Consider the following 18,868-nt stretch of genomic DNA (forward strand, 5'->3'; position numbering starts at 1 on the left):
GTCCCCACACGTACGCAACCGACACGGAGAACCCCCCGATGAGCAAGCGAAACAGCCAGGAAGCCAAGCGTGCCGCCCGCGAGCGACTGCGGGTCGAGCGCGAGAAGCAGGCCAAGAAGGAGAAGATCCGCCGCCAGCTGATCGTCGGCGGCTCGGTGATCGCCGTCCTCGCGGTCGCGGGCGGTGTCGGTTTCGCCGTCGCCAACATGGAGAGCGAGAGCGGCAGCGACAAGTCCTGGTCCGCGGCCGCCGACAAGAAGCTGGTCAAGCCGGCCAACGCCACCGGGGAGAACGGCACGGTCGTCGTTCTCGGCGGCGAGGACGCCAAGACCACCATCGACGTCTACGAGGACATGCGCTGCCCGGCCTGCGCCAGCTTCGAGCAGGCGCTCGGCGAGACCATCAAGAAGGGCGCCGAGGAGGACAAGTACAAGCTCCAGATCCACCTCGGCGCCATCATCGACGGCAACTTCGGCGGCAACGGCTCCAAGAACGCCGCCAGCGCGCTGGGCGCCGCGCTGGACGTGAGCACCGAGGCGTTCAAGGAGTACCACGGCCTGCTGTACTCCGCCGAGCACCACCCGCCGGAGAACGAGGACAAGTTCGCCGACAACGACTACCTGCTGAAGGTCGCGGAGAACGTCGACGCGCTGAAGGGCAACAAGGAGTTCGAGACGGCCGTCGAGAAGGGCACCTACGACAAGTGGGCCCTGGAGATGATCGACAGCTTCAACAAGTCCGACGTCAAGGGCACGCCCACCGTCCGGATCGACGGCAAGGACGTCGAGACCCCCAAGCTCCCCGAGGAGCTCGCGAAGCTCGGTGTGAAGTAAGCGGCGCACAGCCGCCGGACCGCCGCCGGACGGCGGTCGCCCCATCCGGCCCGGTGTCCCGCCGCCCAGCGGCGCGGTCACCGGGCCGGTCCCGTCCGGCACGTCCGGCCCGGCGCGGACACCGCGCGGACACGGCTCCGGCGCGGCTCCGCCCGGGGCCGGGGAACGCCGTCCGGCGGTTGTCCGACCGGTGGCCGAACTCCTGCCGGTCCGCTGGCCGCCGGTCCCGCCACCGCATAGCATCGGCCGCCGTGACCGACACTCACGCCCCTTCCGCGTCTTCCGCGTCCTCCACTCCTCCCGCGTCATCCGCCACTCCCGCCGCTTCCGCCCCCTCCCCCACCCGCCGCTCGGTCGTCGCGGCCGGCGCCGCGACCGCCGCGCTGCTGCCGCTGGCCGCCACCGGGCAGGCCCGGGCGGCCGGCGCGCCCGGTGACGGGCCGGTCTTCGCGCACGGCGTCGCCTCCGGGGATCCCCTGCCCGACGGCGTCCTGCTGTGGACCCGGGTCACCCCCTCCCCCGACGCGGTGCCCGGCTCCGGCCGGGGAGCACCCGTGGAGGTCTCCTGGGAGATCGCCGAGGACCGCGGCTTCTCCTCCGTCGTCGCCTCCGGCCGCGTCACCGCGACGGCCGCCTCCGACCACACGGTCAGGGCCGACGTCCGCGGGCTGCGCCCGGCCACCGACTACCACTACCGCTTCACCGCCGCCGGCGTCCGCTCCCCCGCCGGCCGCACCCGCACCGCGCCCGCCGACGGCACCACGGCGGACCGCCTCCGCTTCGGGGTGGTCTCCTGCGCCCACTACGAGAGCGGTTTCTTCGCCGCGTACCGCCACCTCGCCGCCCGGACCGACCTCGACGCCGTCCTCCACCTCGGCGACTACATCTACGAGTACGGCCGGGAGGAGTTCCCGCTGGGGAGCGGCTCCGTCCGGGCGGTGGAGCCCGCCCACGAGACCGTCACCCTGGCCGACTACCGGCAGCGCCACGCCCACTACAAGACCGACCCCGACCTGCGGGCCCTGCACGCCGCCCATCCGGTGATCGCGGTCTGGGACGACCACGAGTCGGCCAACGACTCCTGGTCCGGCGGCGCCGAGAACCACACACCCGGTGCGGAGGGCGACTGGGCGGCGCGGGCGGGAGCGGCGCGGCAGGCGTACTTCGAGTGGATGCCGGTCCGCCCCGCCACCGAGGGCACCGTCCACCGGCGGCTGCGCTTCGGCGACCTCGCCGACCTCCACCTGCTGGACCTGCGCTCCTTCCGGGACGAGCAGGCGGGTGCCGGCAGCGGCGACGTGGACGACCCCGGCCGCACCATCACCGGCCGCGCGCAGCTGGACTGGCTGAAGTCCTCGCTGTCCGCCTCCGCGGCCGCCGGGATCCGGTGGCATCTGGTGGGCACCTCGGTGATGATCTCGCCGGTCGCCTTCGGCTCCGTCCCGGCGTATCTGCTGGGACCGCTGGCCGGACTGCTCGGCGTCCCCCGGGAGGGCCTGGCGGTCAACACCGACCAGTGGGACGGCTACACCGACGACCGCCGCGAGCTGCTGACCCACCTGCGCGACAACCGCATCGGCAACACCGTCTTCCTCACCGGCGACGTCCACATGGCCTGGGCCAACGAGGTGCCGGTGCGGGCCGCCACCTATCCGCTGGAGCCGCCGGTCGCCACGGAGTTCGTGGTCACCTCCGTCACCTCGGACAACCTCGACGACGCGCTCGGGGTCCCGCCGCACACCGTCTCGGCCGTCGCCGAGGCCGCCGTACGGGCCGCCAACCGCCACACCCGGTGGGTGGACATGGACTCGCACGGCTACGGCGTCCTGGAGGTGACCGGCGAGCGGGCGCAGATGGACTACTACGCGCTGGCCGACCGGACCGACCCGGACTCCGCCGTCCGGTACCTGCGCTCCTACCGTGCCCCTTCGGGCACTCAGCGCGTGGAGCGGGCGCCGCAGGCCCTACGCTGATCCCCATGCCAGGGGCGGACCACGAGGGGCACGAAGGGCACGGCGCGCACGGCGGCGCGGAGCACGGCGGACGGGCCGGGCACCGCGGCCCCGGGCGGGTCGTCGACGGACGCTTCGAACTGCTGGAACGGCTCGGCAGCGGCGGTATGGGCACGGTGTGGCGGGCCCGCGACACCGTGCTGGACCGTCAGGTGGCGCTGAAGGAGGTCCGTCCGCCCGATCCCGCCCTCGACGGGGACGGCGGGGGCGGTGAGGACGGCGAGGGACCCGCCTCGCGCAGACTGCGGGAGCGGGTGCTGCGCGAGGCGCGCGCCCTGGCCCGGATCAGCCATCCGCACGTGGTGACGGTCCACCACATCGTCGACTCCCGGCCGCATCCGTGGATCGTGATGGAGCTGCTGCCGGGCCGCTCGCTCCAGGACCTGCTGGGCGGCGGCCCGCCGGCGCCGCGCGAGGTGGCCCGGATCGGCCGGCAGCTCCTGTCCGCGCTGCGCGCCGCGCACGCCGCCGGGATCCTCCACCGTGACGTGAAACCCGCCAACGTGCTGCTGCGCCCCGACGGGAGCGCGGTGCTGACCGACTTCGGCATCGCCGCGCTCCGGGGCTCGGCCTCGCTGACCATGACCGGCGAGATCATCGGGTCGCCCGAGTACATCGCCCCCGAGCGCATCCGGGGCGACGGCGGCGACACCCCGGCCGCCGATCTGTGGTCGCTGGCCATGACGCTGTACGTCTGCGCGGAGGGCGTCAGCCCGCTGCGCCGCGGCTCGGCCCTGGCCACCCTGGCCGCCGTGCTCGACGATCCGGTCCCCGAGCCCGTCCGGGCCGGGCCGCTCGCCCCGGCACTGACGGCGATGCTGGTCCGCGATCCGGCGGCCCGGCCCGACGCCGAGCGGTTCGACGCGCTGCTCGCCGCGGCGGAGGCCGGCCCGGACGCCGGTCCCGCGTCCACCGTCGTCATGCCCCGGCCGCCGGCGTCCGTATCGGCCACCTCCCCGCCGTCCCCGGCACCCGTGCCGCCGGGCACTCCGACGGCCGGGACGGGTGTCCTGCCCGCGGCACCGGGGCGTCCCGCGCGCCGCCGGGCGATGACGGCGGCGGGGGCCGTCGCCGCCGTCGCGGTGCTGCTCGCCGCCGGTGTGTACGGCGTCACGGCGCTCTCCGGCGGCGACGAGCGGCGGAACACCGGCGCCCGCCCCGCGGCGACGACCTCGCCCGGCGACGGGGCGGCGCCCGACGGAAAGCCCGCCGGGGCCGGAGCCGACGGGGCGGCGGACAGGACGTCCGGTACCGGCTCCGCCCCGGCCTCCCCGGACGGGACGGGGGCACCGGAGGACGGGGCTCCGTCCGCCGACGCCTCCCCGGACTCCGGGGAGGCGAGTGCGGACAGCTGGATCGCCCAGCTGTTCTCCGAGCCGGTCTCCTCCGGCACCGCCGCCCGCGACGAGCGGCTGGCGTCCGTCCGCGCCCAGGTGCCCGGGGCCCGGGTGCTGCGCAGTGACGACTTCGCCGCGCTGCGCCCGGGCTACTGGGTGATCTACGCCCCGGGCCCCTTCGCCGACGGCAACGCCGCCGTACGGTACTGCGCGGAGCACGGCAGGACCACCTCCGACGGCTGTGTGGGCCGCTACCTCAGCCACGACCCGGCCGACCGGGTGTACGTCTGCCATCCGGACTCGGGGGGCTCGGGCCGCTGCACGCGCCCCTGAGCCCCGGGCCTCCTCAGCCGTCCGCCGGGTCCGGCAGGCCGGCCAGGAAGTCCAGCGCGACGCGCCAGGTCCGCTCGGCCGCCTCCTCGTCGTGATCGGGCAGCCCGGGGTCGGTGTACAGATGTCCGGCCCCGGGGTGGCGGTGGACCTCGACATCCGCGCCCGCCCGCCGCATCCGCAGGTACCAGGCGTTCAGCCAGTCGTGCGGCTCGAAGGGGTCGGGGTCGGCGACATGGAGCTGTACGGGCAGCTCGTCGACGGCCGCGTCCTCGGGGATGTCGGAGGTGCCGTGGAGGAGCAGCAGCCCGCGCGCCCTGTTGTCGGCGAGCGCCAGGTTCTGGGCGATCGCCCCGCCCAGTGAGAAGCCGGCGTAGACCACTCCCCGCCCGGAGAGCGGCGCCGCGGCGGTCACGGCCCGCCGCAGCAGCTCGTCGCGGCCGATCTCCTCCCTGATCCGCATGCTCTCCTCGACCGTGTCCGCGGTCCGTCCGCCGTACAGGTCCGGGGTGTGCACCTCGTGCCCGGCCTCCCGCAGCAGCCCGGCCGCGGCCTGCACGGCGGGGCGCGGCCCGAAGGCGGAGTGGAACATCACAATGACGGCCAAGGTGTCACTTCCTTCGCTGGTCACAGCCGTGGCCCGGACCCGGGTGCCGGGCCCGGGGCGGGATCGCCCCCATGGTGCCAGGTACGGTCGGGGGAGCCCTTCTTCCGTTCCCAGGAGTCCCCCGAGGAGTCACCCGACCATGGAGAACGTGCTGCGGCCGCTGATCGTCTTCGGCGGCGCCATCGCGCTGGCCCTCGTCGTCGGATGGGGCGTGGACCGTGCGCTGCGGCGCCTGGACGCCCGGCACCCGGAGACCCCGATGTGGGGTCTGCTGCGCAGCGGCCGGTGGCCGCTCCAGGCCGTGGTCTTCGTCGGCCTGCTCAACGGTTTCTCCGAGCAGACGCATCTGGCCAGGAACCACCAGGAGACCGTCGACCTGTGGCTCAACCTGATCCTGATCGGGGCCACCGCCTGGCTGGTGCTGCGGATCGTCACCGCGGTGGTGGAGACGGCCTACTCCCGCTACGCCGGGATCGCCCACGACGCGGCGCGGGTGCGGCGGGTGCGCACCCAGCTGACCCTGATCAGGCGGCTGGCGACGGCGGTGGTCACGGTGATCGCCGGTGCGGCGATGCTGCTGCAGTTCCCCGCGCTGGAGAAGCTGGGCGCCTCCATGCTGGCCTCGGCCGGTGTACTGGGCATCGTCGTCGGCATCGCCGCCCAGTCCACACTGAGCAACCTCTTCGCCGGACTGCAGATCGCCTTCGGCGACATGGTGCGCATCGGCGACACGGTGATCGTGGACGGCGAGTGGGGCACGGTCGAGGAGATCACCATCTCGTACCTCGTCGTGCGCACCTGGGACGAGCGCCGGATCACCATGCCGGTGTCGTACTTCACCAACAAGCCGTTCGAGAACTGGTCCCGCGGCGGCGCGCAGATGACCGGCACGGTCTACCTCCACCTCGACCACTCCGCCCCGATCGCCGAGATCCGCGCGAAGACGGAGGAGCTCGTGCGGGCCAGCGACATGTGGGACGGCCGCAACTGGAGTCTGGTGGTCTACGACACCACCCCCACCACGATCGTGGTCCGCGCGGTGATGACGGCACGCAACGCCGACGACATCTGGACGCTGCGCTGCGAGGTCCGCGAGGGGCTCGTCACCTGGCTCCACCGGGAGCACCCCTACGCGCTCCCCCGCGTCACGACCGCGCCCGCGGCGCCGGAACCGGGCCGGAACGGCGAGGCGGCGGCCGGCCGGGCACCGGAGGAGGCCGCGGAGCGGCCCGGGCCCGGCCGCACCGGGGACACGGGCGGTACGGCCGGGAAGGACGACACGGGCCGGGCGAACGTCCCCGGTGCCCGCAGGGCGACCTGAGAGGACCGCTCCGGGACCCCGCCGCGGGCCGTGCCCGGGCACGGCCCGCGTTCCGCCCCGCTACGCGCTCTCGGCGCGGATCCGGTCCAGGGCCGTCCGCAGGTCGTCCGGGTAGTCACTGGTGAACTCCACCCGGCGGCCGTCCGCCGGGTGTTCGAAGCCGAGCCGGACCGCGTGCAGCCACTGCCGGGTCAGGCCGAGCCGCTTCGCCATCGTCGGGTCGGCGCCGTAGGTGGTGTCGCCGACGCAGGGATGCCGGTGGGCGGCCATGTGGACGCGGATCTGGTGGGTGCGGCCGGTCTCCAGCCTGATGTCGAGCAGGCTGGCGGCCCGGAACGCCTCGACCAGGTCGTAGTGGGTGACCGACGGCTTGCCGTCGGCGGTGACCGCCCACTTGTAGTCGTGGACGGGATGCCGGCCGATGGGCGCGTCGATCGTGCCGCTCAGCGGGTCGGGGTGGCCCTGGACGAGCGCGTGGTAGCGCTTGTCCACCGTGCGCTCCCGGAACTGCTGCTTGAGCAGGGTGTAGGCGCGCTCGGACTTGGCGACCGCCATCAGCCCGGAGGTGCCCACGTCCAGCCGGTGCACGATGCCCTGCCGCTCCGCGGCGCCCGAGGTGGAGACGCGGAAGCCCGCCGCGGCGAGCCCGCCGATCACGGTGGGACCGCTCCAGCCGGGGCTGGGGTGGGCGGCCACCCCGACCGGTTTGTCGACCACCACGAGGTCGGCGTCGTCGTGCACGATCCGCATGCCCGCCACGGGTTCGGCCACGACCCGCAGCGGCGCGGGCGGCGCGGGCATCTCGACCTCGATCCAGGCTCCGCCGCGCACCCGCTCCGACTTCCCGGCCTCCGTTCCGTCGAGCCGGACCTTCCCCGCGGCGGCCAGTTCGGCGGCCTTGGTGCGGGAGAAGCCGAACATCCTGGCCAGGGCGGCGTCGACGCGCTCGCCCTCCAGGCCGTCGGGCACGGGCAGGGTACGGATCTCGGGAAGCAGGCTCACCCGGTCGAGTATGCCGGAAGCGGCGTGTGCCCCCGCCCGGCGGGCGGGGGCACACCGCGGACCGGGCCGGCGGCCGGTCAGTCCCGGTGGACCGTCCCGTCCGGGTCCAGGCCCCGGAAGGACAGGAAGACGATCAGCACACCGCCGCAGACGATCGCCGAGTCGGCGAGGTTGAAGACGGCGAAGTGCGCGGGCGCGATGAAGTCCACGACGTGGCCCTGGAAGACCCCCGGCGACCGGAAGAGCCGGTCGGTGAGGTTGCCCAGGGCCCCGCCCAGCAGCAGCCCGAGCGCCAGGGCCCACGGCGCGCTGTACAGTCTGCGGGAGATCCGTACGATCACCACGATCACGGCCGCCGCGATGACCGTGAAGACGACGGTGAGGGCCTCGCCGATACCGAAGGCGGCACCCGGGTTGCGCACCGCCTGGAACCGCAGCCAGGTGCCGATCACCTCGATCGGATCGTGCCCCTCCAGCCTCTCCACCACGATGATCTTGGTGATCAGGTCCAGGGCGTACGCGACGGCCGCCACGATGGCGAGTTCCGCGATCCGCCGCCGACGGCGACCGGACGCGGGCCGCCCGGCGCCCCCGGCACCGTCCCCGGCCCCGGTTCCGGTGCCGTCCGCGGACTCGTCCTCGGTCACGGCCTCTGCCTGGCCGGGCTTCTCGCCCGCCCGTTCCACCTCTGTCACGTGTTGCAGGGTACGTCACACCCGCCCGGATGCCGTCAGCGGCGTTCCTGCCGCTGCTTGCACTCCACACAGAGCGTGGCCCGGGGGAAGGCCTGCATCCGCGCCTTGCCGATCGGCTCCCCGCAGTTCTCGCAGTCGCCGTACGTCCCGGCCACCAGCCGGTCCATGGCGCGCTCGGTCTGGTAGAGCATCTCGCGGGCGTTCTCCGCCAGGGCCATCTCGTGCTCGCGGGTGATGTTCTTGGTGCCCGTGTCGGCCTGGTCGTCCCCGGCGGCGTCGGCCGAGTCGCGCATCAGCCCCTCAAGGGCCTCCTCGGCGGTGTGGATCTCGGCGCGCAGCCGTTCGGCCTCCTCGGCCAGCGTGGCGCGCGCCCCCTCCACCTCGTCCGGGGTCCAGGCCTCCTCCCCCGGCCGTACGGCCAGCTCACCGGGGGCGGCGGGGGCCGCGGCCGTACGTGCCGGGGGGACCGAGGTGGCTGTCCCGGCGGCCTGCGTTCCCGTCGTGCTCTTCTTGGCAACCACCGTCTTGGCTCCTGTCTTCTTCCCGGCCGCTTTCCCGGCCGTCTCTTCCGTGGCCCTCTCCACGGCCCTTCCCGCGGTCGTTCCCGCGGCCCTGCCCGCGGCGGCGCCGCCCGCGCCCATGGCGGATCCCCGTACGGCCCCGTTCCTCCTCGCCGCGGTCTCCTTCGTCACCATGGCCGCTTCCCTTCACATATTGTGATCTTGTCCGCGGACAGTGACGCGAACGATAAATCGGTGCCATTCACCCGGCAACGGGACGCGCCGGGCCGTCCGGGCCTCCTCCGGAGAACTTCCGGGGGGCCCGTATCCCTGCGAAGCGTTGTGCCCCGCCCCGCCGCCCGAAAACCGGTCCGCTCTCCCCCGGGAGCACCCTTACACTGGGCGGAGCGAAAGGCGTGGATGGGGACGAGTAGCGTTCCGTGAGCGGCCACGAGCGACCCGGGGACGGTGTGAGCCCGGGGGCGAGCGCGGCGTGAAGATCACCCCGGAGCCGCCGGAGGAAAACCGCCCGGACGGGCGGTGAGTAGAACCGGCAGCGCGGCACCAATGAGTGGGCGGCGGGAGGCGCGTACGGCGCGTCCGCCGTCAAGGAGGGTGGTACCGCGGGTACCGGCGCCGACAGGCGGACGGTCTCGTCCCTCCGGCGGAAGTCACGACGTCCGTTGGAGGAAGCCCGCCCATGAGCCAGCAGTCCCCGCCCCAGTACCGTCCGGTGCCCGCCCAGGTGGATCTCCCCGCCCTGGAGCGCGCCGTGCTGGACTTCTGGCGCGAGAACAAGATCTTCGCCCGCACTCTGGAGCAGTCCGAGGGCCGTCCCGAGTGGGTGTTCTACGAGGGCCCGCCGACCGCCAACGGCATGCCGGGCGCCCACCACATCGAGGCCCGCGTCTTCAAGGACGTCTTCCCCCGCTTCCGCACCATGCGCGGGTACCACGTGGCACGCAAGGCCGGCTGGGACTGCCACGGACTGCCGGTGGAGCTGGCCGTGGAGAAGGAGCTGGGCTTCTCCGGCAAGCAGGACATCGAGGCCTACGGCATCGCGGAGTTCAACGCCAGGTGCCGCGAGTCGGTGACCCGGCACACCGACGCCTTCGCCGAGCTGACCACCCGGATGGGCTACTGGGTCGACCTGGACGAGGCCTACCGGACGATGGACCCGCAGTACATCGAGTCCGTGTGGTGGTCGCTGAAGCAGATCTTCGACAAGGGCCTGCTCGTCCAGGACCACCGGGTCGCGCCCTGGTGCCCGCGCTGCGGCACCGGGCTGTCCGACCACGAGCTGGCCCAGGGCTACGAGACCGTCGTCGACCCCTCGGTCTTCGTCCGCTTCCCGCTCACCTCCGGTCCGCTGGCCGGCGAGGCCGCGCTGCTGGTGTGGACGACCACCCCCTGGACGCTGGTGTCCAACACCGCGGTCGCCGTCCACCCCGAGGTCACCTACGCGGTGGCCACCGACGGCACCGAGAAGCTGGTGGTGGCCGAGCCGCTGCTGGCCAAGGCGCTGGGTGAGGGCTGGAGCACGACGGGGCAGACCTTCACCGGCCGGGAGATGGAGCGCTGGGCCTACCGGCGCCCGTTCGACCTGGTGGAGATCGAGGGGGCGCACTTCGTCCTCAACGCCGGGTACGTCACCACCGAGGACGGCACCGGCCTGGTCCACCAGTCCCCGGCCTTCGGTGAGGACGACCTGGCCACCTGCCGCGCCTACGGGCTTCCGGTGGTCAACCCCGTCCGGCCCGACGGCACCTTCGAGGAGGGACTGGGCCTGGTCGGCGGGCAGTTCTTCAAGAAGGCCGACGAGGCGCTGGTGGCCGACCTCGACGCGCGCGGGCTGCTCTTCCGCCATGTGCCGTACGAGCACAGCTATCCGCACTGCTGGCGCTGCCACACCGCACTGCTCTACTACGCGCAGCCGTCCTGGTACATCCGCACCACCGCCGTCAAGGACGAACTGCTGCGGGAGAACGAGCGGACCAACTGGTTCCCGGAGTCGGTCAAGCACGGCCGCTACGGCGACTGGCTGAACAACAACATCGACTGGGCGCTGTCCCGCAACCGCTACTGGGGCACCCCGCTGCCGATCTGGCGCTGCCCGGAGGACCACCTCACCTGTGTGGGCTCGCTGGCCGAGCTGACGGAGCTGACCGGCACCGACCAGTCCGGCCTGGACCCGCACCGGCCCCACATCGACGCCGTCACCTTCACCTGCCCCGCCGAGGGCTGCTCCCGTCAGGCCGTCCGCGTCCCGGAGGTCATCGACGCCTGGTACGACTCCGGCTCGATGCCCTTCGCCCAGTGGGGCTACCCGTACCGGAACAAGGAACTGTTCGAGAAGCGCTACCCGGCGCAGTTCATCTGCGAGGCCATCGACCAGACCCGCGGCTGGTTCTACACGCTGATGGCGGTCGGCACGCTCGTCTTCGACCGCTCCTCCTACGAGAACGTGGTCTGCCTGGGGCACATCCTCGCCGAGGACGGCCGGAAGATGTCCAAGCACCTGGGCAACATCCTGGAGCCGATCCCGTTGATGGAACGGCACGGCGCGGACGCGGTGCGCTGGTTCATGGCTGCGGGCGGCTCGCCGTGGAGCGCGCGGCGCGTCGGGCACGGCACGATCCAGGAGGTCGTCCGCAAGACCCTGCTGACCTACTGGAACACCGTCGCCTTCCAGGTGCTGTACGCCCGCACCTCCACCTGGACGCCCTCTCAGGCCGACCCGGCCCCGGCCGAGCGGCCGCTGCTGGACCGCTGGCTGCTGAGCGAACTGCACGCCCTGACCGACCTGTGCACCCAGGCCATGGAGGCGTACGACACCCAGCGCGCCGGCAAGCTGCTGTCCACCTTCGTGGACGACCTGTCCAACTGGTACGTGCGCCGTTCCCGGCGCCGCTTCTGGCAGGGCGACGCGGCGGCGCTGCGCACACTGCACGACGTGCTGGAGACCGTCACCCGGCTGATGGCGCCGCTGGTGCCGTTCATCACCGAACGGGTCTGGCAGGACCTGGTCGTGCCCGTCACGCCCGGCGCGCCGGACTCGGTCCACCTGGCCTCCTGGCCCGAGGCCGACCTGTCTGCCGTCGACCCGGACCTGTCCCGCGACATGCTGCTGGTGCGGCGGCTGGTGGAGCTGGGCCGGGCCACGCGCGCCGAGTCGGGGGTCAAGACCCGGCAGCCGCTGTCGCGGGCGCTGCTCGCGGCGCAGGGCTTCGAGCTGCTCAGCGACGAACTGCGGTCCCAGATCGCCGAGGAGCTGAACGTCACCTCGCTCGCCTCCCTGGCGGAGGTCGGCGGCTCCCTGGTGGACACCACGGCGAAGGCCAACTTCCGCGCCCTGGGCCGCCGGTTCGGCAAGCGCACCCAGGAGGTCGCCCGTGCCATCGCCGCCGCGGACGCCACCGCGCTCTCGGCGGCGCTCCGCGCGGGCACGGCGGCGGTGGAGATCGACGGCGAGACGATCGCGCTGTCGCCGGAGGAGGTCATCATCACCGAGACCCCGCGTGAGGGCTGGTCGGTGGCCTCCGACACCGGCGCCACGGTCGCCCTCGACCTGGAGATCACCCCGGAGCTGCGGCGGGCCGGTCTGGCCCGGGACGCGATCCGGCTGGTCCAGGAGGCCCGCAAGAACAGCGGGCTGGACGTGGCCGACCGGATCGCCCTGCGCTGGCACTCGGACGATCCGGAGGTCACCCGGGCGCTGACCGACCACCAGGCCCTGGTCTCGGACGAGGTCCTGGCGGTGGACTACGCGGAGGGCGAGGGGGACGACTCCTTCGGCGAGCCCTTCGAGGACGAGGCGCTGTCCCTGGTCTTCCGGCTCCGCCGGGCGTAGGGGCCGCACGGCTCCCGGCCGTTCCGGGGCGGCGACCCGGAACGGCCGGGAGACCGGGGCCGGCCGGGTCCCCGCGGCCGGGGAGCGGAGCACTCCCCGAGGGTGCCGGGGGCGCCGCCCCAAGTCCCCGGGATCCGCCGGACGGTGGCCGCCCGGACACATCCGTACCGCCACACCGACGGGCCGGGCCCGGGACCGTGTGGTCCCGGGCCCGGCCCGTCGTGATATGCCGATCCGTCCGTCCCCCGGCGGCGGGCTGGCTCTCGGCCCCGCCGCCGGTCAGCCGGTCAGTTGTCGTCCTCGTCGATGAGGAAGCCCCGCATCGGTGACGGTGCCTGCTGCATCGGCTGGGGACCCTGCGGCCTGACCGGCGCCATCGGCTGGGTCATGGCCGGGGACATCTGCTGCTGCCCGCCGTAGGTCTGGCCGCCGCCCTGGTTGTGGCCACCGTGGCCACCGCCGTGACCGCCCGGACCGCCCATCGACTGACCGCCCTGGTTGTGACCGCCCATCTGCTGGTGGCCACCCATCCCGCCGCCGGCCGAGGCCATCGAGGGGGACGGCGGCAGCGAGGCCGCCGCCGGGGTGCGCGGCGGGGCCAGCGAGTCGTCGGCCTGGCTCTCCAGCTGACGCAACTGGCTCTCCAGGTAGGACTTCAGCCGTGTGCGGTACTCGCGCTCGAAGCCGCGCAGGTCCTCGACCTTGCGCTCCAGCGTGGCGCGGGCGGACTCCAGGGAGCCCATCGCGACGCGGTGCTTCTCCTGCGCGTCCCGCTCCAGGGCGTCGGCCTTGGCGCGGGCGTCCCGCTCCAGGCCCTCGGCGCGGCTGCGCGCCTCACCGACGATCTTGTTGGCCTCGGAACGGGCCTCCGCGATCGCCTGGTCGGCGGTCTGCTGCGCCAGCGACAGCACACGGGCCGCGCTGTCGCCGCCCGGACCGCCGGGGCCACCGGGACCGCCGGGGCCACCCGGACCGCCCATGGGGCCGCCGTGACCCATCGGACCGCCGTGACCCATCGGACCGGGGCCGTGCGGGCCCTGCGGCCCGGGCCCGCCGGGACCTGCCGGCAGCTGCGGCGCACCGCCGGGCAGTTGGGGCGGACCGCCCATCTGCCCCGGCGGGACCGGCTGCGGTCCTGATATGGCGGCGGGCACGGGCGCGCCGGGCCTCTCCTGGTGTTCCGGCTTCCGCATGCCCTGTTGCTGCTGGCTCTGCGCGGCGGCCCGGGTCGCCGCGGCGAGCTTGGCGCGCAGGTCCTCGTTCTCCCGGAGCAGCCGGGTCAGTTCGGCCTCGACCTCGTCGAGGAAGGCGTCGACCTCGTCCTCGTCGTAGCCCTCGCGGAGTCGGACGGTCGTGAACTGCTTGTTCCGCACGTCCTCGGGGGTCAGCGGCATCTCTCCACCTCAACGTAAGTCATCGGCATATCGGCACGACCGTATCGCTCACAGCCTGGCCACGACACTGATCAGGATGTAGACGATGATCATCAGTACGAAGAAGGACAAATCAAGCGCCACACCCCCGAAGCGCAACGGCGGTATGAACCGCCGCAGCAGCTTGAGTGGCGGATCAGTGACAGTGTAGGTGGCCTCCAGGACGACCACCATCGCCTTGCCGGGCTGCCATGAGCGGGCGAACATGAAGACGTAGTCCATCACCAGGCGGAAGATCAGTACGACCAGGAAGCATTGCAGCGCAACAAGGATCACCTGCTGTGCGACGCCCATCGTGCGCTTCCCTCTCCCCTTGCTCCGTGTCCGGCCCGCGGGCCGGTGTTCTGCGGTGTGGTCCGATCTCAGCTCTGGTTGAAGAACCCGCCCTCTGCGATGCGGGCCTTGTCCTCCGCCGTGACATCGACGTTAGCAGGCGACAGCAGGAATACTTTCTGTGTCACCCGCTCGATACTCCCATGGAGACCGAAGACCAGACCGGCGGCGAAGTCGACGAGTCGCTTCGCGTCCGTGTCGTCCATCTCGGTCAGGTTCATGATCACCGGAGTGCCCTCGCGGAAGTGTTCCCCGATAGTACGGGCTTCGTTGTACGTCCGGGGGTGCAGCGTGGTGATCCGGTAGGGCTCCCGCTCGGACACGACCTTGGGCATGATCACCGGTGCGTTCTTCTCCAGACTCTGACGTTCGGGTGTGATGGACGACACGGGGGCGATCCTCCCGGACCGCCCGCCGTCGGGGACGGCCGCGGGAGCCTGCTCGCGCTCCCGGCGGGCCGGAGGACGGACGACGCGCACCGGCTCCTCGGGCTCCGGCTCCTCCTCGGCCTTGGCCGCGGGGGCGTCCACGGACTGGTGCGGCTGATGCCGTCGCCGGTCCCGGTCGGGCTCCGGCTCGGGCTCGAACTCGTCGTCGGGGTCGAACCCCGGGCCGTCGTACCCATCGTCCTCCACGAGGCCGAGGTAGACCGCCATCTTGCGCATCGCGCCGGCCATTCTCTGCGTCCTCCGCTCTGTGGTGGTTCCCCTGCCCGCGGACGGGGGAGGCCCCTTCCCTGCCCCCGGCACCTCCGGCAGGAGGCCCCAGGGCTCCATCCCCGGTGGCCCCGGTGGCCCTGGATCCACACGGTCATCCCCGTAAGGCGGAAATGACCATATTTTCTGTTGTGGTCCGACTCCTTCGGCGACGTTACCGGAGCCCGGGTCGGACTCCGAGTACCGCGCTGCCGATACGCACATGTGTCGCACCGGCCGCCACCGCTTCCTCCAGGTCCGCGCTCATTCCCGCGGAGACCATGGTGGCAGCAGGATGGCGGGCCCGTAGCCGGGTTGAGATTTCCGCCAGCCGCTCGAAGGCGGCGCCCGGCCGCCCGGCGTACGGCCCGGACAGGGGCGCGACCGTCATCACACCGGCCGGCCACAGCCCCGGCGCGGCGGCCAGCGCGTCGGCCAACTCCCCCACCTCGTCGGGCGCGGCGCCGCCGCGTCCCCCCGCCGCACCCGACTCCCGGTCGAGCGCCACCTGGACGAGGCAGCCGATCCGCCGCCCGGCGCGTTCGGCCGCCGAGGACAGCGCGCCGACCAGTCTGAGCCTGTCGACCGAGTGCACGAAGTCGGCGTAACGGACGACGGAGCGGACCTTGTTGGTCTGCAACTGCCCCACGAAGTGCCAGGTGAGGGCGAGATCTGCACAGGAGGCCGCCTTCTGGGCCGCCTCCTGGTCGCGGTTCTCCGCCACCTGCCGCACCCCGAGTCCGGCCAGCAGCCGGACGTCCTCGGCGGGATAGGTCTTCGTGACCACGATCAGGGTCACGTCCTTCGGTTCGCGCCCCGCGGCGCCACAGGCGCGGGCGATGCGCTCCTCCACCCGGGCGAGACGGTCGGCCAGTTCGGCCCTGCGGTCGCTCACACTCCACGCTCCCCGTCCGCCGTACCGGCGGCGTGCCCGCCGGCCCCGCCCTCCAGCCAGACGTAACCCGCCAGCCTGCCGGTGGTCCTCTCCCGGCGGTAGGAGTAGTGGTCTTCCGACTCCAGCGTGCACACCCGGGACCGCGGCGGTTCGGGGACACCGAGCCGGACGAGCTGGGCGCGCACTCCCGCGGCGACGTCGACCGCCGGCGTGCCCCGGGAGGTGGTGGCGTACGCCTCGGGCACCGCCGCCGCGACCTCCTCCCGCATCCGCTCCGGCACCTCGTAGCAACGCCCGCACACCGAGGGGCCGATACGCGCGACGGTGCGCGCCGGGTCGGCGCCGAGACCGGTCATCGCCGCCACCACCGCCGGCACCACCCCGGCGACCAGCCCGGGCCGTCCGGCGTGCGCGGCGCCCGCGACCCCGGCAACCGGGTCGGCCAGGAGGACGGGCACGCAGTCGGCGGTGAGCACCGCGAGCGCGAGGGACCGGCGGGTGGTCACCACCGCGTCCACCCCCGGTGCGGCACCGGTGCGCCACGGCTCGGTGACGACCGCCACCTCGCGGCCGTGCACCTGGTTCATCCAGACCACCGCGGCCGGGTCGAGGCCGAGCGCCTTCGCCGCCAGCTCCCGGTTGGTCCGCACCGCGCCGGGGTCGTCCCCGACCGCGCCGCCGAGGTTGAGTTCGCCGTACGGAGCGGCGCTCACCCCGCCCCACCGGTCGGTGAAGGCGAAGTGCGCGCCGCTCACGAGGTCGTGCTGTCGTATCACGCCCGCGGCGCCTACTTGAGGAAGTCCGGCACGTCGAGCTCCTCGGCCTGCCCGTCCTGGTACGGACGGGCCTGGGGCACCTGGGGAGTCACGGCCGGGCCGCTGTCGGAGGACGGTGCGCCGTAGGCGGACGGGGAGTCGGCCAGCGGGGCCGCCGGGGGCTTGTCCTCCTCGCGCGGGGTGACCGAGCCGAGTCCGCCGAAGGACGGGCGGTCGGGCTCGGCGGGCACCGGGCGCGGTCCCGCGGCGGGCTCCTCCTTGCCGCCGCTGTAGGAGCCGAGCACCTTGTCGCGGTTCTTGGCCGGCGGCTGCCCGCCGTCGAAGCCCGCCGCGATGACGGTGACGCGGACCTCGTCCCCGAGCGCGTCGTCGATGACCGCGCCGAAGATGATGTTCGCCTCGGGGTGTGCCGCCTCGCTCACCAGCTGGGCGGCCTCGTTGATCTCGAACAGACCGAGGTCGGAGCCGCCGGAGATGGACAGCAGCACCCCGCGGGCGCCGTCGATGGACGCCTCCAGCAGCGGCGAGGAGATCGCCATCTCGGCGGCGGCCACCGCGCGGTCGTCGCCGCGCGCCGAGCCGATGCCCATGAGCGCCGAGCCCGCCTCCGACATCACGGACTTGACGTCCGCGAAGTCCAGGTTGATCAGGCCGGGCGTGGTGATGAGGTCGGTGATGCCCTGCACACCGGACAGCAGCACCTGGTCCGCGGACTTGAACGCGTCGAGCACGCTGACCTGGCGGTCCGAGATGGACAGCAGCCGGTCGTTGGGGATGACGATGAGGGTGTCGACCTCGTCGCGCAGGGCCGCGATGCCGTCCTCGGCCTGGTTGGCCCGGCGGCGGCCCTCGAAGGTGAACGGGCGGGTGACGACGCCGATGGTGAGGGCGCCGAGGGAACGCGCGATGCCCGCGACGACGGGCGCGCCTCCGGTACCGGTGCCACCGCCCTCACCCGCCGTGACGAAGACCATGTCGGCCCCCTTGAGGACCTCCTCGATCTCCTCCCGGTGGTCCTCGGCGGCCTTGCGGCCCACGTCGGGGTTGGCGCCGGCTCCGAGGCCGCGGGTGAGCTCACGGCCGACGTCGAGCTTGACGTCGGCGTCGCTCATCAGCAGGGCCTGTGCGTCGGTGTTGATCGCGATGAACTCGACGCCCTTGAGACCGACCTCGATCATCCGGTTGATGGCGTTGACGCCACCGCCGCCGATGCCGACGACCTTGATGACTGCGAGGTAGTTCTGCGGTGCTGCCACGTCGAAGGCCTCTCGCCTCGAGTTATGTGTCGCCGCTCCACAAGGGCTGCGGTGCGACGACCTATGCCGAGTGGGACGGTCCGGACGCCGACCCGAACCCTAACGTTGAAGTTTAGGGTTACCAGTGTCTGTTGTTCCTCGGATTCTCTGGAATGGACACTAGGTCGACAAGCCGTGCGCGTTCAACGAACACGCCGAACCTCCCGTTTTTCTTCTCACCCTATGTGATCAGGTATCGCGGTAGCCAACCAGGGTGCTGGCCTGTGTGTACGCCCGTCAACTCCCCGACGCCGCCGGGGCACCGGGAACCCGCACGTCGAACCTGTCGGCCCCCTCGGCCGCTTTCATCAGCAAAGCGAGCGATTCGGCCTTCCTGGCGCCGTGCTCGGCGCTCCCCCACATCACCGTGCGCCCGCCCGTCAGCTCCAGGGTGATGGAGTCGAACGAACGGACCCGCACGGTGCGGGTGTCCCGGCGCACCCCGCCGGGAAGGGCCGAGACGGCCGCAGCCGCCTCCTGGCGCATCCGCCCGGGACCGAACCGGTGCCTGCTCGGGGAGTCGTCGAGGTCCAGTACGAGCAGGGGGACACCGGCGGGCCGCCGGGCGGACGTGCCGAACGGTACGCCCTCCTCGTCCACCTCCACGTACTTCCCGGCGCTCCCGGCGTCCTCGGCGTTCCCGGCCTCCCGTGCCATGACGACCACCGGTTTCCGCTCGGTGACCGCCAGTTCCACGCCGTGCGGCCAGGACCGCGACACCTCCACGGACCGGATCCGGGGCAGCCTCTCCAGCAGCCGCCGCTCCACCGCGCCGGGATCGACCGAGACCAGCGGCTCGCCCAGCGGCACGTCGGCGGCGTCGAGCACCTGCCGCTGGGTCAGGACCCGCTCCCCGCCGACCGTGACGTTCTCCACCCGCAGCCACGCGGAGCCGTAGAGCAGCCACAGGGCGAACCCGCCGAGCAGCAGCGCCGGGGCCAGGGACAGCAGGAG

16 protein-coding genes are annotated in these 18,868 nt (G+C 73.1%); 5 read left to right on the forward strand and 11 right to left on the reverse strand.

The genetic code is table 11. The features are described 5' to 3' along the window. The first annotated feature begins 38 nt into the window (after positions 1-38). From V1L54_RS23075 to V1L54_RS23085, 3 genes are all read left to right on the forward strand, one after another. Complete coding sequence (locus V1L54_RS23075) at positions 39-833, forward strand: thioredoxin domain-containing protein (RefSeq protein ID WP_330120004.1); 795 nt, start codon at positions 39-41, stop codon at positions 831-833. Positions 834-1,084: 251 nt separating this feature from the next. Then, positions 1,085-2,806 carry an alkaline phosphatase D family protein gene (locus V1L54_RS23080; RefSeq protein WP_330120005.1) on the forward strand — a complete coding sequence of 574 codons (1,722 nt, stop codon included), beginning with the start codon at positions 1,085-1,087 and terminating at the stop codon, positions 2,804-2,806. 5 nt (positions 2,807-2,811) lie between these two features. Further along, positions 2,812-4,515: a serine/threonine-protein kinase gene (locus tag V1L54_RS23085; protein WP_330120006.1), complete on the forward strand. Its 1,704-nt coding sequence runs from the start codon at positions 2,812-2,814 to the stop codon at positions 4,513-4,515. A gap of 13 nt (positions 4,516-4,528) precedes the next feature. On the opposite strand, the gene V1L54_RS23090 is transcribed toward V1L54_RS23085, so the two are convergent. Further along, positions 4,529-5,233, reverse strand: a complete 705-nt coding sequence (locus V1L54_RS23090; RefSeq protein ID WP_443076756.1) for a dienelactone hydrolase family protein — start codon at positions 5,231-5,233, stop codon at positions 4,529-4,531. A gap of 25 nt (positions 5,234-5,258) precedes the next feature. Here V1L54_RS23090 and V1L54_RS23095 point away from each other — a divergent pair, with 25 nt between their 5' ends. After that, a complete protein-coding gene (locus V1L54_RS23095; RefSeq protein ID WP_330120008.1) occupies positions 5,259-6,440 on the forward strand; it encodes a mechanosensitive ion channel family protein in 1,182 nt (393 codons plus the stop codon). A gap of 60 nt (positions 6,441-6,500) precedes the next feature. Here the strand turns inward: V1L54_RS23095 and V1L54_RS23100 are convergent, their stop codons facing one another. The 3 genes from V1L54_RS23100 to V1L54_RS23110 form a co-directional block, all read right to left on the reverse strand. After that, positions 6,501-7,442, reverse strand: a complete 942-nt coding sequence (locus tag V1L54_RS23100) for an RluA family pseudouridine synthase (RefSeq protein ID WP_330120009.1) — start codon at positions 7,440-7,442, stop codon at positions 6,501-6,503. Positions 7,443-7,519: 77 nt separating this feature from the next. Further along, positions 7,520-8,137: a signal peptidase II gene (lspA, locus tag V1L54_RS23105; protein ID WP_443076753.1), complete on the reverse strand. Its 618-nt coding sequence runs from the start codon at positions 8,135-8,137 to the stop codon at positions 7,520-7,522. Positions 8,138-8,172: 35 nt separating this feature from the next. Continuing rightward, the gene (locus tag V1L54_RS23110) at positions 8,173-8,832 is read right to left on the reverse strand and encodes a TraR/DksA family transcriptional regulator (RefSeq protein ID WP_330120010.1); all 660 of its coding nucleotides are present in this window, start codon (positions 8,830-8,832) and stop codon (positions 8,173-8,175) included. Between the two features lie 505 nt (positions 8,833-9,337). Here V1L54_RS23110 and ileS point away from each other — a divergent pair. Then, entirely contained in the window at positions 9,338-12,487 is a 3,150-nt protein-coding gene (gene ileS / locus V1L54_RS23115; RefSeq protein WP_330120011.1) for an isoleucine--tRNA ligase, read from the forward strand. 287 nt (positions 12,488-12,774) lie between these two features. Here the strand turns inward: ileS and V1L54_RS23120 are convergent, their stop codons facing one another. The 7 genes from V1L54_RS23120 to V1L54_RS23150 form a co-directional block, all read right to left on the reverse strand. Then, on the reverse strand, positions 12,775-13,881 hold the full coding sequence (locus V1L54_RS23120) for a DivIVA domain-containing protein (protein WP_330120012.1): 1,107 nt from the start codon (positions 13,879-13,881) through the stop codon (positions 12,775-12,777). A 48-nt stretch (positions 13,882-13,929) separates the two neighbouring features. Then, positions 13,930-14,214, reverse strand: a complete 285-nt coding sequence (locus V1L54_RS23125; protein ID WP_330120013.1) for a YggT family protein — start codon at positions 14,212-14,214, stop codon at positions 13,930-13,932. Positions 14,215-14,282: 68 nt separating this feature from the next. Beyond that, a complete protein-coding gene (locus V1L54_RS23130) occupies positions 14,283-14,930 on the reverse strand; it encodes a cell division protein SepF (protein WP_330120014.1) in 648 nt (215 codons plus the stop codon). A gap of 193 nt (positions 14,931-15,123) precedes the next feature. Then, a complete protein-coding gene (locus tag V1L54_RS23135) occupies positions 15,124-15,843 on the reverse strand; it encodes a YggS family pyridoxal phosphate-dependent enzyme (protein WP_330120015.1) in 720 nt (239 codons plus the stop codon). Then, positions 15,840-16,619: a peptidoglycan editing factor PgeF gene (pgeF, locus tag V1L54_RS23140; RefSeq protein WP_330120016.1), complete on the reverse strand. Its 780-nt coding sequence runs from the start codon at positions 16,617-16,619 to the stop codon at positions 15,840-15,842. The genes V1L54_RS23135 and pgeF overlap by 4 nt, the downstream gene beginning before the upstream one ends. A gap of 11 nt (positions 16,620-16,630) precedes the next feature. Beyond that, positions 16,631-17,875, reverse strand: coding sequence for a cell division protein FtsZ (gene ftsZ, locus V1L54_RS23145; protein WP_330120017.1), 1,245 nt, complete (start codon positions 17,873-17,875; stop codon positions 16,631-16,633). 276 nt (positions 17,876-18,151) lie between these two features. After that, positions 18,152-18,868: cell division protein FtsQ/DivIB (locus tag V1L54_RS23150; protein WP_330120018.1), on the reverse strand; the 717-nt coding region annotated here is incomplete at its 5' end.

This window comes from Streptomyces rubellus (assembly GCF_036323805.1).
GTDB lineage: Bacteria > Actinomycetota > Actinomycetes > Streptomycetales > Streptomycetaceae > Streptomyces.